Source organism: Phenylobacterium sp. (assembly GCF_016793225.1).
Taxonomy (GTDB): Bacteria; Pseudomonadota; Alphaproteobacteria; order Caulobacterales; family Caulobacteraceae; genus Phenylobacterium.
In genome coordinates this window covers 1-15,265 of the sequence record NZ_JAEUMN010000188.1, presented here as the reverse complement: position 1 = coordinate 15,265, position 15,265 = coordinate 1, and the positions used below count along the sequence as shown (strand labels likewise).

At 71.6% G+C, this 15,265-nt stretch carries 16 protein-coding genes; 10 read left to right on the top strand and 6 right to left on the bottom strand.

All coding sequences use genetic code 11. From position 1 onward, the window contains the following. Window positions 1–40: 40 nt before the first annotated feature. From coaE to JNK30_RS22005, 4 genes are read right to left on the bottom strand one after another with little or no spacing between them, the layout of a single operon-like run. Window positions 41–631 carry a dephospho-CoA kinase gene (gene coaE, locus JNK30_RS22020; RefSeq protein WP_293485775.1) on the bottom strand — a complete coding sequence of 197 codons (591 nt, stop codon included), beginning with the start codon at window positions 629–631 and terminating at the stop codon, window positions 41–43. Further along, the gene (aroE, locus tag JNK30_RS22015) at window positions 628–1,470 is read right to left on the bottom strand and encodes a shikimate dehydrogenase (protein WP_293485773.1); all 843 of its coding nucleotides are present in this window, start codon (window positions 1,468–1,470) and stop codon (window positions 628–630) included. The genes coaE and aroE overlap by 4 nt, the downstream gene beginning before the upstream one ends. Then, window positions 1,467–2,057, bottom strand: a complete 591-nt coding sequence (locus JNK30_RS22010; RefSeq protein WP_293485771.1) for a Maf family protein — start codon at window positions 2,055–2,057, stop codon at window positions 1,467–1,469. Before JNK30_RS22010 ends, aroE begins: the two co-directional genes overlap by 4 nt. Further along, entirely contained in the window at window positions 2,054–2,950 is an 897-nt protein-coding gene (locus JNK30_RS22005) for a pyruvate, water dikinase regulatory protein (RefSeq protein WP_293485840.1), read from the bottom strand. The genes JNK30_RS22010 and JNK30_RS22005 overlap by 4 nt, the downstream gene beginning before the upstream one ends. Before the next feature lie 453 nt (window positions 2,951–3,403). Between JNK30_RS22005 and hemE the strand changes: the two genes are divergently transcribed. The 4 genes from hemE (at window position 3,404) to rho (ending at window position 7,657) form a co-directional block, all read left to right on the top strand. After that, entirely contained in the window at window positions 3,404–4,453 is a 1,050-nt protein-coding gene (gene hemE / locus JNK30_RS22000) for a uroporphyrinogen decarboxylase (protein ID WP_293485769.1), read from the top strand. Then, window positions 4,450–5,487 carry a ferrochelatase gene (gene hemH, locus JNK30_RS21995; protein ID WP_293485767.1) on the top strand — a complete coding sequence of 346 codons (1,038 nt, stop codon included), beginning with the start codon at window positions 4,450–4,452 and terminating at the stop codon, window positions 5,485–5,487. Before hemE ends, hemH begins: the two co-directional genes overlap by 4 nt. Continuing rightward, window positions 5,484–5,954: a CopD family protein gene (locus JNK30_RS21990; protein ID WP_293485765.1), complete on the top strand. Its 471-nt coding sequence runs from the start codon at window positions 5,484–5,486 to the stop codon at window positions 5,952–5,954. Before hemH ends, JNK30_RS21990 begins: the two co-directional genes overlap by 4 nt. A gap of 260 nt (window positions 5,955–6,214) precedes the next feature. Then, window positions 6,215–7,657, top strand: coding sequence for a transcription termination factor Rho (gene rho, locus JNK30_RS21985; RefSeq protein ID WP_293485763.1), 1,443 nt, complete (start codon window positions 6,215–6,217; stop codon window positions 7,655–7,657). A 412-nt stretch (window positions 7,658–8,069) separates the two neighbouring features. Here the strand turns inward: rho and JNK30_RS21980 are convergent, their stop codons facing one another. Both JNK30_RS21980 and JNK30_RS21975 read right to left on the bottom strand, forming a co-directional pair. Then, window positions 8,070–9,038: a quinone oxidoreductase gene (locus JNK30_RS21980; RefSeq protein WP_293485761.1), complete on the bottom strand. Its 969-nt coding sequence runs from the start codon at window positions 9,036–9,038 to the stop codon at window positions 8,070–8,072. Further along, on the bottom strand, window positions 9,038–9,733 hold the full coding sequence (locus JNK30_RS21975; RefSeq protein WP_293485759.1) for a dienelactone hydrolase family protein: 696 nt from the start codon (window positions 9,731–9,733) through the stop codon (window positions 9,038–9,040). Before JNK30_RS21975 ends, JNK30_RS21980 begins: the two co-directional genes overlap by 1 nt. 94 nt (window positions 9,734–9,827) lie before the next feature. Here JNK30_RS21975 and JNK30_RS21970 point away from each other — a divergent pair, with 94 nt between their 5' ends. The 6 genes from JNK30_RS21970 to JNK30_RS21945 form a co-directional block, all read left to right on the top strand. Next, entirely contained in the window at window positions 9,828–10,058 is a 231-nt protein-coding gene (locus tag JNK30_RS21970; protein ID WP_293485757.1) for a DUF6489 family protein, read from the top strand. Further along, the gene (mnmE, locus tag JNK30_RS21965) at window positions 10,055–11,392 is read left to right on the top strand and encodes a tRNA uridine-5-carboxymethylaminomethyl(34) synthesis GTPase MnmE (RefSeq protein WP_293485755.1); all 1,338 of its coding nucleotides are present in this window, start codon (window positions 10,055–10,057) and stop codon (window positions 11,390–11,392) included. Before JNK30_RS21970 ends, mnmE begins: the two co-directional genes overlap by 4 nt. 90 nt (window positions 11,393–11,482) lie before the next feature. Then, window positions 11,483–13,330, top strand: coding sequence for a tRNA uridine-5-carboxymethylaminomethyl(34) synthesis enzyme MnmG (gene mnmG, locus JNK30_RS21960; RefSeq protein WP_293485753.1), 1,848 nt, complete (start codon window positions 11,483–11,485; stop codon window positions 13,328–13,330). Continuing rightward, complete coding sequence (gene rsmG / locus JNK30_RS21955) at window positions 13,327–14,022, top strand: 16S rRNA (guanine(527)-N(7))-methyltransferase RsmG (protein WP_293485751.1); 696 nt, start codon at window positions 13,327–13,329, stop codon at window positions 14,020–14,022. Before mnmG ends, rsmG begins: the two co-directional genes overlap by 4 nt. Beyond that, window positions 14,006–14,830: an AAA family ATPase gene (locus tag JNK30_RS21950; RefSeq protein ID WP_293485749.1), complete on the top strand. Its 825-nt coding sequence runs from the start codon at window positions 14,006–14,008 to the stop codon at window positions 14,828–14,830. Before rsmG ends, JNK30_RS21950 begins: the two co-directional genes overlap by 17 nt. A 1-nt stretch (window position 14,831) precedes the next feature. After that, window positions 14,832–15,265: ParB/RepB/Spo0J family partition protein (locus JNK30_RS21945; protein WP_293485747.1), on the top strand; the 434-nt coding region annotated here is incomplete at its 3' end.

Genomic DNA, 15,265 nt, shown 5'->3' with positions numbered 1-15,265 from the left:
ATCCCGGTTTCGCCGAAGCCGGGATGACAGAGAAGGGACGTCAGCTCTCCCGGAGCTTGGCGATGATCGCGGCGACCTGGGCCCGGGCGTGCTCGAGGCCCTGGCCGGTGTCGACGACGTAGTCGGCGCGCGCGCGCTTCTCGGCATCCGGCGTCTGCTGCGCGAGGATGGCCTCGAGGCGCTCGGGCGACATGCCCTCGCGTTCGAGCACCCGGGCGCGCTGCATCTCGGCGGGCGCCGAGACGACGATCACGGCGTCCATGTTGCGGTCGCCCCCGGTCTCGTACAGCAGCGGAATGTCGAGGATCACCATGTCGGCGCCGCTCGCCTCGACGTCCTTGAAGAAGCCGCCCCGGTGCTGGCCGACCAGCGGATGGACGATGGCGTTCAGCCGCTTGAGCTCTTCGGGCTTGCCGAGCACGCGCTGGCGCAACGCCTCGCGGTCCACGCGCCCGTCCTTCACGACCCCCGGGAAGGCCTCGCCCACGGGCCCCACCGCGGCCCCGCCCACGTCGTAGAGGGCGTGCACGGCGGCGTCGGCGTCGTAGACGGGGATGCCGGCCTCGCGGAACATCGCCGCGGTGGTCGATTTCCCCATGCCGATCGAGCCGGTGAGACCGATCATCTTCATGCCAGGTGCTCCAGGGCCAGGGCGCGCACGTCCACCTCCGCCGGCGGCGGCGCCCCGAAGAACGCTTCGAACGACGGCTCGGCCTGCCGGACCAGCATCTCCAGCCCGTCCACCACCGGCCGGCCGAGCTCCATGGCGCGGCGCAGGAAGGGGGTGACCAGCGGCTTGTAGACCATGTCCATCACCACGGCCTGGGGCTGGGTGGTCTCGAGCGGCGCGTCGGGCGCCTCGCCGCCGCCGAGCCCGGCGCTCGTGGCGTTGATCACGGCGGTGGATGCGCTGAGCGCGCCCGCCGCGTGGCCCCAGGGCAGGGCCACGACCTTTGGCCCGAGCGCCGCGGCCAGCGCCTCGGCCTTGGCCAGCGTCCGGTTCACGACCCAGACCTTCGGCGCGCCGGCCAGCAGCAACGCCGCCACCGCCCCGCGCGCGGCGCCGCCCGCCCCCAGCACCGTCACCGGTCCCAGGCCCACGTCCCAGCGCGGGGCCTGGACCGCGAACGCCCGCAGCAGGCCGTAGCCGTCCGTGTTGTCGGCCAGGATCCGCCCGTCGGCCTCGAACACCAGCACATTGGCCGCGCCCGCGGTCCGCGCCGCCTCGCTGGCCCTGTCGGCCACGGCGAGGGCGGCCTCCTTGAACGGCACGGTGACGTTCACGCCCCGCACGGCGCCGCCGCGGAGACCGTTCGCCAGGCGCTCGAAGCCGTGGGCGTCCGGCGCGAAGGGGACATAGACCCCGTCGATCCCGGCGGCGGCCAGCCAGGCGTTGTGCAGGATGGGCGAGAGGGAGTGGGCCACGGGCCGGCCGACGACCCCCGCCACGACGGTCTTGCCGGTGATCATGCGGCGAGCGCCCCCTCGCGCCGCAGGAAGTCGAGGAGGCCCAGGAGCGGCAGGCCGAGGATGCCGAAGTAGTCGCCCTCGATGGCGGCGAAGAGCTGCGCGCCGGGCCCCTCCAGGCGGTAGCAGCCCACAGAGCCCAGGGCGGCCTCCCCTTCCCTGGCGAGATAGTCTTCGAGGAACGCGTCGCTGAAGTCGCGCATGGTCAGGCTCGATGTGGCGATCTCCCGCCAGATGGGCCTCCCGGCCTTCGCGACCACCACGGCGGAATGCAGCCTGTGGGTCTTTCCCCGCAGCTCAACGAGGCGCGATCGGGCCGCCGCCAGATCGGGCGCCTTGTCGTAGAGACGGCCGTCCAGGTCGAGGGTCTGGTCGGCGCCGATCACCCAGCCCGGCCTGGCCTGCGAGACGCGGAGCGCCTTCGCCTCGGCCAGGGCGTCGGCCACCTCGCGCGGCCCCTGGCCGGCCGCGAGCAGGGTCGCCTTGACGGCGTCCTCGTCGACGCCCGCCACCACCGCGTCGTGAGGGACGCCCGCGCCGTGCAAGAGGGCGCGGCGCGCGGCGCTCTGGGAAGCCAGGACGATGCTCACCCCAGCACCTCGACCTGGCCGTGGCCCTTGTGCACCAGGTTCAGGACCGCCGCGGCCGTCTCCTCCACCGAGCGCCGTGTGACGTCGATCGTCGGCCAGCCGTGCCGCTCGTACAGCCGCCGCGCGGCGATGATCTCCTCGCGGACCGCTTCCTGGTCGGTGTAGCTGGTGTCCCGCGTCTCCTTGAGGCTGAGCAGCCGGTTGCGGCGGATCTGGATCAGCCGGTCGGGCGAGATCAGCAGCCCCACCACCAGGGTGTTCCGGAGCTGGAACAGCTTCTCGGGGAGGGGCCGGCCCGGGACCAGCGGCACATTGGCCGCCCGGACCCCGCGGTGGGCCAGGTAGATGCAGGTGGGCGTCTTGCTGGTCCGGGACACGCCGAGCAGCACCACGTCGGCCTGGTCCAGGTCCTGCCCGCCCTGGCCGTCGTCGTGGCCGATGGCGTAGTTCAGGGCGTCCATGCGGTTGAAGTAGTCGTTGTCCAGCCGCAGGTGCGCGCCGACCCGGCTGGTCGTCGCCGCGCCCAGGTAGCGCTGCATCGCGCTCACCAGGGGGTCGAGCGCCGGCAGGCACGGCATGTCCAGGCGCCGGCAGCCCTCCTCCAGCGCGGCGCGCAGCTTCTCGTCGACGATCGTGTGGAGCACGATGCCGGGCGCCTCCTCGATGTCGTTGAGGGCCCGGTCCAGCTGCCGCTGCGAGCGCACCAGGGCGTAGATGTGCTCGATGGGCAGGACGTTCTCGAAGCGGGCGCAGACCGCGCGCGCCATGGCGTTCAGCGTCTCCCCGGTGGAATCCGACACCAGGTGGACGTGAAAGTAGGTGGCGAGACGGGGCGGCGAGGTGTTGGGCAAGGCGACTCCGAAAAACCCTGGGGACGGTTCCTGTGGACGCAGTCTTAGCGAAGCTGGACGGCGATGGGGATAGATCGGACCCGCCTTTCGCATGTGGCGCGTTCCGGAGGAAGGCGGGGACGGTTTGCCGCTTTAAGCATTTGTTAACCCCCAGGCCGGCGCCTGCGCGGCCCGAATGGCCGGCTGTTGTCGACGACCGGGGATCCGCCGTTCCATACCGGGGCTTGTCCCCGGAACCCCGGCCGATTCCTCAAGCGTCTCAAGGCGCGGGAGCCGGGGTCCCCGTGACTCACAGGGCCTGTGGACCGGCGCGGCCGCCCTGGGACACCCTGGGGACGAGCGGGGCGCCGTTAAGGGATCGTCAAGGTTTTCCACGCCGCCGACAGGCCCTACCGCCTCTGTCCCAACCTCTTTCAAGAGTCTTCTTGAGAAGAAGAAGAGCGGTCCGGCCGACAGCGCCTTGAGCCCCGGGGCGGGGCAGGCTTAAAGGCTCTCATGAGCCAGACGCCCAACCTCCTGCGCGTGCTTTCGGGCGAAACCCTGGCGCGGCCGCCGGTGTGGTTCATGCGCCAGGCCGGCCGATCGCTGCCCGAGTACCGGGCGCTGCGGACCCGGGCCAAGGACTTCATCGCCTTCTGCTTCGACCCTGAGATGGCCGCCGAGGCGACGCTGCAGCCCATGCGCCGCTTCCCGATGGATGCGGCCATCGTGTTCGCCGACATCCTGCTGATCCCGCTGGCCCTGGGCCAGGAGGTCTGGTTCGAGGCGGGGGAGGGGCCGCGGCTGGGCGAGCTGCCGCCGATTTCCGCGCTGCAGGACGCCATCGAAGGCTCGACGGCGAAGCTGGCCAACGTGGGGGAGACGCTGTCGCGGGTCCGCGCCGAGCTCGAGCCCGACCGCGCGCTCATCGGTTTCGCCGGCGCCCCCTGGACCGTCGCCACCTACATGCTCGAAGGCCGGGGATCCCAGCGCGAGGCGGCGCGCGCCTACGCCTATCGCCATCCCGAGGCGCTGGATGCGCTGCTGGACGTCCTGGTCGAGTCCACGGCCCGCTACCTGGTGATGCAGGCGCGCGCCGGGGCCCAGGTGCTGAAGCTCTTCGAGAGCTGGGCGGACAACCTGGCCGAGGACGTCTTCGAGCGGATCGTGATCGGCCCTCATGTCCGCATCGTCGAGAAGGTCAGGGCCGCCGGGGTCGACGCGCCCTTCATCGGCTTCCCGCGCGGCGCGGGCGCGCTGGTGGCCTCGTACGCGGCGAAGGTCCCCGTGCAGGCGGTCGCCCTCGACACCCAGGCCTCGGCGGCGTTGGGCCGGAGCATCCAGTCGGGCGGCAAGGCCATCCAGGGCGCGCTCGACAACCTGCTGCTGGCCACGGGCGGGCCGGCGCTGGACGCGCGGGTAGAGCGGCTGCTCGCCCAGTGGTCGGACGGGCCGTACATCTTCAACCTCGGCCACGGGGTGATGCCAGAGACGCCGATCGAGAACATCGCCCGCGTGGTCGAGCGCGTGACGGGCCGGCGCGTGGAGGCGCCCGTCGCGCCGTGACCCGGGTCGCCGTCGTCCTTTTCAACCTCGGGGGCCCGGACAGCCTGGCGGCCGTGCGGCCGTTCCTGGCCAACCTGTTCCGCGATCCGGCGATCATCGGCCTGCCGACGCTGATCCGCCATCCGCTGGCCGGCCTCATCGCGAGCCGCCGGGAGAAGCTCGCGCAGGCCAATTACGCGATCATGGGCGGCCGCTCCCCCCTGCTGGAGGAGACCCAGGCCCAGGCGAACGCGCTCGAGGCCGAGCTGCGCAGCCGGGCGCCCGAGATCGAGGCGCGGGTCTTCATCGCCATGCGCTACTGGCATCCGTTCGCCCGCGAGACCGCGCGCGCGGTGGCCCAGTTCGCGCCGGACGAGGTGGTCCTGCTGCCGCTCTATCCGCAGTTCTCCACCACCACGACGGGGTCGTCGCTCGCGGACTGGATGCGCACCTACAAGGGCGTGGGCCGGACGCGGACCGTCGGCTGCTATCCCACCGCGCCCGGCCTGGTGCAGGCGGTGGCCGAGCAGATCCGCAAGGCCTGGGAGGCGGGCGGGCGGCCGGACGGCCTGCGTCTGTTGTTCTCGGCCCATGGGCTGCCGCAGAACGTGGTGGACCGGGGCGATCCCTACCGCGCGCAGATCGAGGCGACCGCCGCCGCCGTGGCGGCGCTGCTGCCGGAACTGCCCGACTGGCGCGTCTCGTTCCAGAGCCGGGTCGGACCCCTGAAGTGGCTGGAACCGTCCACCGAGACCGAGATCCGCCGCGCCGCCGAGGACGGGAAGGGGGTCATCATCTCGCCGATCGCCTTCGTCTCCGAGCACGTCGAGACCCTGGTCGAGCTGGACCACGAATACGCGGCGCTGGCCGCCGAGGCCGGCGTCGCGCCCTATCTGCGGGCGCGGACCCCCGGGACCACGCCGGCGTTCATCGGCGCCCTCGCGGACGCGGTGCAGGACGCCCTGCCGCAGGACGGCGTGCGGCCCTTCGGGCCTTGGCTCTGCCCCGCGGCGCATGGCAAGTGCGCGTGCAGGGACGGGGGGAAAGCCGCATGAGCTGGCCGCAATTCCTGAGCTACGACCTGCTGCGGGGTCTGCACATCATCGCGGTCATCGCCTGGATGAGCGGGATGATGTACCTGCCGCGGCTGTTCGCCTACCACACCGAGACGGCCCCGCCGGGCAGCGAGTTCGACGCCCACTTCAAGGTGTGGGAGGCCAAGCTCCTGCGGATCATCATCAACCCGGCCATGGGGCTGACGTGGGTGCTCGGGGTCACGCTGATCCTCTGGCACGTCTACGCCGCCGGCGCGGGCTGGGGGTTCCTGGCGCAGCCCTGGATGATCGTGAAGCTGGGCGTGGTCGTCGTCCTGTCGGGCTGGCACGGCTTCCTCTCGGGCGCGCGCCGCCGGATCGCCGCCGGCGAGCGGCCGCGGTCGGGGAAGTTCTGGCGCGCCACGAACGAGATCCCGTTCCTGCTGGCGGTCCTGGCGGTCCTGGCGGTCACGCTGCAGTTCGGCTGACGGGCGCCGGTTTCCGGATCGAAGCGCGCTCAGGCTCGGAGGCGGCCCGTCGCCAGCCTTGACCCGCGCCCCCGGACGTGGTTCCCCTGGCCCACGCGTCGGACTCCGGCGCGCCCCGCATCTTTTCCGGCCCCGCAGCGACATCGCGCGGTCCGCCGGCTCCCAGAACGAAGTCAAATCGGCGCCCGCGGGCGTCCACATGCTTACCCCACCGCACCCGGACGGCGTCCGTGGGCGCGGGAATCCGAAGTGAAATCAATATGACCGACGAAAACCAAGACAACGCCCCGGCCGCCGAAGACGGTCCCGCCATGGACGTCGACGCCCTGGACCCCGCCCTGGCGGACGCGGCCGCAGAAGCCGGCGCGGAGGGCGTCGAAGCCGACGCCGAGCCCGAGGAGCCCAGCGAGGCGGCCAAGGCGATCGCCGCCATGGGCCTGACCCGCATGAGCCTGCAGGAGCTGAAGGACAAGTCGCCCGCCGACCTGCTCGCCTTCGCCGAGCAGATGGAGGTCGAGTCCGCGAACTCCATGCGCAAGCAGGACATGATGTTCGCGATCCTGAAGACGCTCGCCGAAGAGGGCGTCGAGATCGAGGGCTCGGGGACGCTGGAAGTGGTGCAGGACGGATTCGGCTTCCTGCGCTCGCCCGAGGCCAACTACCTGCCGGGGCCGGACGACGTCTATGTGTCGCCCTCGCAGATCCGCAAGTTCGGCCTGCGCACCGGCGACACGGTGGTGGGCGCGGTGCGCGCCCCGCGCGAGGGCGAGCGCTACTTCGCCCTGGTGAACGTCCGTCAGATCAACTTCGAGGCGCCCGAGAACGTCCGCCACAAGGTGATGTTCGACAACCTGACGCCGCTCTATCCCGACGAACGCCTGCGGATGGAGATCGACGATCCGACGCTGAAGGACCGGTCGGGCCGGGTGATCGACATCGTCGCGCCCCTCGGCAAGGGCCAGCGCTGCCTGATCACGGCGCCGCCGCGCGTCGGCAAGACGGTGATGCTGCAGAACATCGCCAAGTCGATCGAGACCAACCACCCCGAGTGCTACCTGATCGTCCTCCTGATCGACGAGCGCCCGGAAGAAGTCACCGACATGCAGCGCACGGTGAAGGGCGAGGTGATCTCCTCCACCTTCGACGAACCCGCGACGCGCCACGTCCAGGTGGCCGAGATGGTCATCGAGAAGGCCAAGCGCCTGGTCGAGCACAAGCGCGACGTGGTGATCCTGCTGGACTCGGTGACCCGCCTGGGCCGCGCCTACAACACGGTGGTGCCGTCCTCGGGCAAGGTGCTGACCGGCGGCGTGGACGCCAATGCGCTGCAGCGCCCGAAGCGCTTCTTCGGCGCCGCGCGGAACATCGAGGAAGGCGGGTCGCTGACCATCATCGCCACCGCGCTGATCGACACCGGCAGCCGGATGGACGAGGTCATCTTCGAAGAGTTCAAGGGCACCGGTAACTCGGAAATCGTCCTCGACCGCAAGGTGGCCGACAAGCGCATCTATCCGGCGATCGACGTGCTGAAGTCCGGCACCCGCAAGGACGAGCTCATCACGCCGCCGGCGAACCTGCAGAAGACCTACATCCTGCGGCGGATCCTGTCGCCGATGGGGGCGCAGGACGCGATCGAGTTCCTGCTCGACAAGCTTCGGCAGTCCAAGAACAACGACGACTTCTTCCAGTCGATGAACACCTGAAGCCTGCTCGGGCCTTTGGCGCAGCCCGGCTTGTCAGCCATGTGGGGCCGCCGCAGGCGCTCGATTGAACCGCGGAGGACGCAGAGAGGAACGCGGAGAGCGCAGAGGTCTCCGCGCCCCCTCCGCGCCCCCTCCGCGCCCTCTGCGGTTAAGTCGACCGGCTCCGCGGGTGACAGGCTCAAGCGTTAGCTCCGCCGAGCCAAGGCGATCCGACAGAACGCGGTTCTCGGAGCAGAGCGAAAACCGTACGAAAACAACGCTCCCATGGCAAAACAGCGCCTGTGGCGCAGCGGCGCGCCGCGGCCGCGCGAGGGCCCGCTTCCCTGCGCGAGAGCGGCGCCGGTAGGACCTGGCCATACCGGGGCTTCGATGTTTCACGTGAAACAGCCAAGCTCTACCCGGTCATCCCCGATCAGGGGATCAGCAGGCTCGCCCCGACCGTGTTCCGACCCTCCAGCGCCTCGTGCGCCGCGCGGGCGTCCGCGAGCCCGAAGGTCTGACCGATCTCGATCCGGATGCGGCCTGACGACACCATGTCGAACACCGCCGCCGCGCTGTCCGCGAGCTCCTCGGACGTGACCACGTAGTCGAACAGCGTCGGCCGCGTCAGGTAGAGCGACCCGCCCGCGGCGAGGCGGGCGGGCGGGAAGGGCGGAACCGGGCCCGAGGCGTTGCCGAAGCTGACGAACAGGCCGCGACGCGCGAGACTGGCCAGGGTGCCCTCGAAGGTGTCCTTGCCCACAGAGTCGTAGGCGACCGGCACACCCTTGCCGCCCGTGATCCGGCGCACCTCGGCCGCCACGTCCTGCTGCCGGTAGAGGATGACGTGGTCAGCTCCCAGCTCGCGGACCAGCGCCGCCTTCTCGGGCGAGCCCACGGTGGCGATCACTTCCGCCCCGATGGCCTTGAGCCACTGCGTCATGATCTGCCCCACGCCGCCCGCGGCGGCATGCACCAGGACGGTCTCGCCGGCCTTCACGGGGTAGGTGCGCCGCACGAACGCTTCGGTGGTCATACCCTTCAGCAGGATCGCGGCCGCAAGACGGGCGTCGACGCCGTCCGGGAGCTTCACCAGCCGGTCCGCCGGCACGCAGTTGGCTTCGGCGTAGGCCCCGAAGCCGCCGGAGTAGGCGACGCGGTCGCCCACCTTGACGGCCGTGACGCCCTCGCCGACCGCCTCCACCACGCCCGCCGCTTCGCCGCCCGGCACGCAGGGCAGCTTCACGGGGTAGAGGCCTGTGCGGTGGTAGGTGTCGATGAAGTTGACGCCCACCGCCTCGTGGCGCACGCGCGCCTGGCCGGGCCGGGGTTCCGGCGTCGGGAGGTCGACGTCCTCGAGGACCTCGGGACCGCCGGTGCGGGTGAACTGGATCGCGCGCATCAGGCCAGGGCCTCCCGGAAGAGGGCTAGCGAGCGGTCGCCGGCCAGGGCGGCGTCGCCGGCGTGGTAGTGCTCGCCGCCCTCGCGGGCGAAGGCATGGTCCCGACCGGGGTAGGTGTGGATGACCACCTGCGGGCGGCCCTCCAGGGCCTGGCGGATCGCCGCCTGGGCCGCCTTCGGGACGAAGCCGTCCTCCTCGGCGATGTGCAGCATGAGCGGCTTGGAGAGCCCCTCGGCCTCGCCGACGCGGCCCTCGATGCCGACGCCGTAGTAGCTCACCGCCGCATCGGCGTCGGTCCGGGTCGCAGACAGGAAGGCGAGCAGGCCGCCCAGGCAGAAGCCCACCGCGCCCACCTTGCCGTTGCTCTGGCCGTCGGCCCGGATGGCGTCGATGGTCGCCTGGATGTCCTTCACCCCCTGGTCCACGTCGAAGGCGTTGTAGAGCGCGAACGCCTTGTCCCATTCGGCCTTGGACTGGTCGGTGATGTCGACGCCCGGCTCGATGCGCCAGAAGAGGTCGGGGCAGACCGCCAGAAAGCCCTGGCCGGCGAGGCCGTCGGTGATGTCGCGCATCACCTTGTTCACGCCGAAGATTTCCTGGATCACCACCACCGTGGGCGCCTTGGCGGCGGCGGGCCGGGCCACATAGGCCGAAAACGCGCCGTCCGGCGTCGAGATGCTGATGCGTTCGCCCATAATCGTCCTCCGTCGTCGAAAGCCCGCGCCGCGGCACTAGCGGAACGGGTCAGGTCGCAGCCATATTCGGAGACCATAGGGAAGGCCATAGACCATGAAGATGACGATCGAGGTGGACTGCTCCCCGGAAGAGGCGCGACGGTTCCTGGGCCTGCCCGACGTGAGCGCGCTGAACGACCATCTGGTCAGCGAGATGAGCAAGCGGATCGACGCCAACATCAGCCTGCTCAACCCCGAGGACTTCATGAAGAACTGGATGAGCTTCGGCGCCGGCGCCCAGGAGCAGTTCCGCAAGTTCATGGAAGCCGCCACGACCCCGAAATGACCGACACCATCTTCGCGCCGGCGACGGCCCCGGGGCGGGCGGCCGTCGCCGTGGTGCGGATGTCCGGGCCGGCGGTGCGGCCGGCCCTGCGCGCGCTGGCGGGCGGCGTGCCCCGGGCGCGTCGCGCGGCCCTGCGGACCCTGCGGGGCGCGGCGGGCGAGGCGCTGGACCAGGCGCTGGTCCTCTATTTCCCGGCCCCCGACAGCTACACGGGCGAGGACGTGGCAGAGCTCCAGCTCCACGGCGGCCCTGCCGTGGTCGCGGCGGTCATCGCGGCCCTGGCCGCGCTGGGCCTTCGCCTCGCCGAGCCGGGCGAGTTCACCCGTCGCGCCTTCGAACACGGCAAGCTGGACCTGGCTCAGGCCGAGGGCGTCGCCGATCTGGTGGAGGCCGAGACGGAGGCGCAGCGGCGGCAGGCGCTGGAGCAGGTGGGCGGCCGGCTGTCGGACGTGCAGGCGCGCTGGAGCGAGGGGCTGCTCGAGGCGCTCGCCATGCTGGAGGCCGCCGTCGATTTCCCGGACGAGGAGGTGCCGGCCGACGTCGCGTCGCGCGCCCGGCCTGCACTGGAGCAGCTGGTCGCGGAACTGGACGCCGCGGCCGCCGACGCCGAGCGCGGCGAGCGGGTCCGGGAGGGCTACCGCATCGCCCTGATCGGCGCGCCCAACGCCGGCAAGAGCACGCTGCTGAACGCCCTGGCGGGGCGGGACGCCGCCATCGTCACGGCGACGCCCGGGACCACGCGCGACATCATCGAGGTCCCCATGGTGCTCGCGGGCTACAAGGCCGTCCTGGCCGACACGGCCGGGCTGCGGGAAACGGGCGACGAGATCGAGGCCGAAGGCGTGCGCCGCGCGCGCGCCTGGGCCGCCGGCGCCGACCTGCGGCTCTGGCTGGTGGACGGCGCGTCCGACGAGACCCCGGCCGTGCCGATGGAACTGGCCCCGAACGATCTGTGCGTGGTCACGAAACGGGACCTTCCGGTCGGCCGGGCGGGGGCCTGGGCGGCGCAGCAGGCCCGCCGGCTCAGGCTGGGCGTGGCCGAGCTCACGGCGCGGGGGCCGGGCGATCTGGCCTGGCTTCGAGCCACCCTCGAGGAGCGGGTGGTCGAGGCGCTGGCCGGCGCCGAACCGCCGGCCGCGACGCGGCTGCGCCACCAGGAGATCCTGAACGAGGCCGCCGACCGCCTGCGGAGCGCGCTGCGGCACGACGAGCATCTGGAGCTCGCGGCGGAGGACGTGCGGCTGGCGGCGCGGGCGCTGGACCGGATCACCGGACGCATCGACCCCGAGAACGTCCTGGGCCGGATCTTCGCCACGTTCTGTATCGGGAAGTAGGCGCGGAGGTCCGGCTCCGATGCTGCGCGCCCGGGGCGCGCCACTGTTTCACGTGAAACCCGGCCCGCGATCGACTATATGCCGCGCTCCATGACTTGGGATGTGATCGTCATCGGGGGAGGGCACGCGGGCTGCGAGGCGGCCGCGGCGTCGGCGCGCTTCGGCGCGCGCACCCTGCTGCTCACCCACAAGCTCGAGACCATCGGCGAGATGAGCTGCAACCCCGCCATCGGAGGCCTGGGGAAGGGCCACCTGGTGCGGGAGATCGACGCGCTGGACGGCGTGATGGGGCGGCTTGCCGACGCCGCGGGCATCCAGTTCCGCATGCTCAACCGATCGAAGGGCGCGGCCGTCCGCGGTCCGCGCTCGCAGATCGACCGCCGGCTCTACCGCGAGGCCATGCAGGCCGAACTGGCCGCCACTCCCAACCTCGAGATCCGGGCGGAGGCCGTCGAGGACCTGCTGGTCGCGGACGGCCGCGTCGCCGGGGTGCTGGGCGCGAGCGGCCAGGCCTATGCCGCGGGCTGCGTGGTGCTGACCACCGGGACCTTCCTGAAGGGCGTCATCCACCAGGGCGAAAGCCGCATTCCCGCGGGGCGCATCGGCGACGCGCCGGCGATCGGCCTGTCGGACCGTCTGTACGCCCTGGGCCTGCGGATGGGACGGCTGAAGACCGGCACGCCCGCGCGCCTCGACGGGTCGACCATCGCCTGGGACCGTCTGGAGATGCAGTCGGCCGACGCCGACCCGATCCCGTTCTCGTTCCTCACCGACCGGATCACGGTCCCGCAGATCCAGTGCGGCATCACCGCCACGACGGCCGAGACGCACCGGATCATCGCCGAGCGCCTGGGCGAGAGCGCCGTGTACGGGGGGCGGGTGTCCGGGCGCGGGCCGCGCTACTGCCCGTCCATCGAGGACAAGGTGGTCCGGTTCCGCGACAAGACCAGCCACCAGATCTTCCTGGAGCCCGAGGGCCTGGACGATGACACGGTGTACCCCAACGGCGTCTCGACCTCCGTCTCGGCCGAGACCCAGGACCTGTTCCTGCGCACCATCCCGGGCCTGGAGGCGGTGAAGGTCCGCCGCCACGGCTACGCCATCGAGTATGACTACGTCGATCCGCGGGAGCTCTACCCGACGCTGGAGGTCAAGCGGCTGGCGGGCCTCTACCTGGCCGGCCAGATCAACGGGACCACGGGCTACGAGGAGGCTGGCGCCCAGGGCCTCGTCGCCGGCCTGAACGCGGCCCGGGCGGCGTCCGGCGCCGAGCCCGTGCAGTTCGCCCGGGACGAGGGCTACATCGGCGTGCTGGTGGACGACCTCGTGACGCGCGGCGTGACCGAGCCCTATCGCATGTTCACCAGCCGCGCCGAGTTCCGGCTGACCCTGCGCGCCGACAACGCCGACCAGCGCCTCACGGGTCGCGGCGTCGAGCTCGGGGTCGTCGGCGCCCGGCGCAGCCAGGTGTTTCACGTGAAACATGAGGCGCTTGCGGCGGCGCGAGAGGCGGCCCGGGCGCTGACGCTCACGCCCGCGGAAGCCCAGCGGCACGGCCTCCCGGTCAAGGCCGACGGCCAGCGCCGCAGCCTCAGCGAGCTCCTGGCCTACCCGACCATTGGCTTCGAGGACCTCGCCCGCATCTGGCCGCAGATCGGCGCCTGGGACCCCGCGGTGCGGGAGCAGGTGGAGATCGACGCCGCCTACGCCGGCTACCTCGACCGCCAGGCCGCGGACGCCGAGGCCTTCCGGCGCGACGAGGACCTGCGTCTTCCCGCCGAGCTGGACTACGTCGCCATCGGCGGGCTCTCGAATGAGGTCCGCGAGAAGCTGGCCGCGGTCCGCCCGCTGACCCTGGGCCAAGCCGCCCGGATCGAGGGGGTGACCCCCGGGGCGCTAACCGCCCTCCTGGCCCATGTCCGCCGCCGCGCGGCATGACCGGCGAACCGGCAAGTCCTCCCCGTCCGGCGGAGGCGGATGGCCGCCAGGGCGGCGAGGCGGACGGGGTCAGGGACGCGCCGAGCTTCGCCCAGGCCAGCGGCGCGACCGAGACTGAGGTCGCCGCTCTCCAGCGCTTCCTGGAGATGCTGACCGCCGGAAACGCGGTGATGAACCTGGTGGGCCCGGCGACCCTCCCGGATTTCTGGAACCGGCACGCCTGGGATTCCGCCCAGCTCCTGCAGATCGCGCCCGACGCGCGCACCTGGGCCGACCTGGGCGCGGGCGCCGGCTTTCCGGGGCTGGTTCTCGCCATCCTCGGCAAGGGCCGCGCGGGTTTCCACGTCCACCTGGTGGAGAGCATGGCCAAGCGGTGCCGGTTCCTGTCCGAGGTCGTGCGCGAACTGGACCTGCCCGCCACGGTCCACAACACGCGCGCGGAAAACCTTAGCCTGCCTGTGGACATCGTCACCGCGCGGGCTTGCGCCCCGCTCCATCGGCTGTTGGGGTATGCCCGGCCATACCTGCAGGCTGGCGCGCAAGGCTTGTTCCTCAAGGGACAAGATGTTGCGGCTGATCTGAAGGAGGCTACAAGATATTGGGACTTCGATGCGGACACCCTTCCGTCTCGAAGCGACCCGCGGGGGCGCATCGTGCGCGTGAGGAGGCTGGGACGTGCCAGGAAGGTCTGACCGGGCCCTACGTGTCCTCGTGGTGGCCAACCAGAAGGGCGGCGTGGGCAAGACCACCACCGCCATCAACCTCGGCACGGCGCTGGCCGCCGTGGGCGAGAAGGTGCTGCTCATCGACTCCGACCCGCAGGGCAACGCCTCCACCGGCCTCGGCGTGGGCCGGGCCCTGCGCAAGAAGACCCTCTACGACGTCCTGATGGGCGAGAAAGCGCTGGCCGACGCCATCGTGAAGACCTCGGTGCCCGGGCTCGACCTGGTGCCGGCCGACCCCGACCTCTCCGGCGTGGAGCTGGAGCTGGGCCAGCAGGCGCGCCGCTCGTTCAAGCTGCGCGACGCGATCGCGCCCTTCCGTGCGAACGCCGCCTACACCTACGTCCTCATCGACTGCCCGCCCTCGCTGAACCTGCTTACCGTCAACGCCATGGCCGCGGCCGACGCGGTCCTGGTGCCGCTGCAGTGTGAGTTCTTCGCGCTGGAAGGGCTCACGCAGCTGATGCGGACCATCGACCTGGTCCGCGGCAGCCTGAACCCGGCGCTGGAGCTGCAGGGCGTGGTCCTGACCATGTTCGACCGCCGCAACTCGCTGTCGCAGCAGGTGGCCAACGACGTGCGCGGGCACTTCGGCGAGACCGTCTACCAGACGGTGATCCCCCGCAACGTGCGCGTCTCCGAGGCGCCGTCGTTCGGGAAGCCGGCGCTGGTCTATGACCTGAAGTGCGCGGGCAGCCAGGCGTACCTGAAGCTGGCGCGCGAAGTGGTGCTGCGGGAACGCAGGCGGCGGGCGCAGGCCCAGCTCGAGGTGAGTTGAGATGGCGGAGAACCGCAGGGGACTGGGCCGGGGCCTCTCGGCGCTGCTGGGCGAGGCGGAGGAGATCAGCCACGCCATCGATCCCGCGCAGGGCGTGCGCGAGATCCCGATCGAGCTGGTCCGCGCCAACCCCGAACAGCCCCGCCGGCATTTCGCCGAGGAGGACCTCGCGGAGCTCGAAGCCTCGATCCGCGACAAGGGCGTGCTGCAGCCGATCCTGGTGCGGCCGGCGCCGGGCCAGCCCGGCGAGTACGAGATCGTCGCCGGGGAGCGCCGCTGGCGGGCGGCGCAGCGGGCGGGCCTCAGGGCCGTCCCCGCCCTCGTGCGCGAGCTCGGCGACGTCGAGGCCTTCGAGATCGCGGTCATCGAGAACATCCAGCGCGCCGACCTGAACGCCATCGAGGAGGCGCGCGCCTACGGGTCGCTGATGGGCCG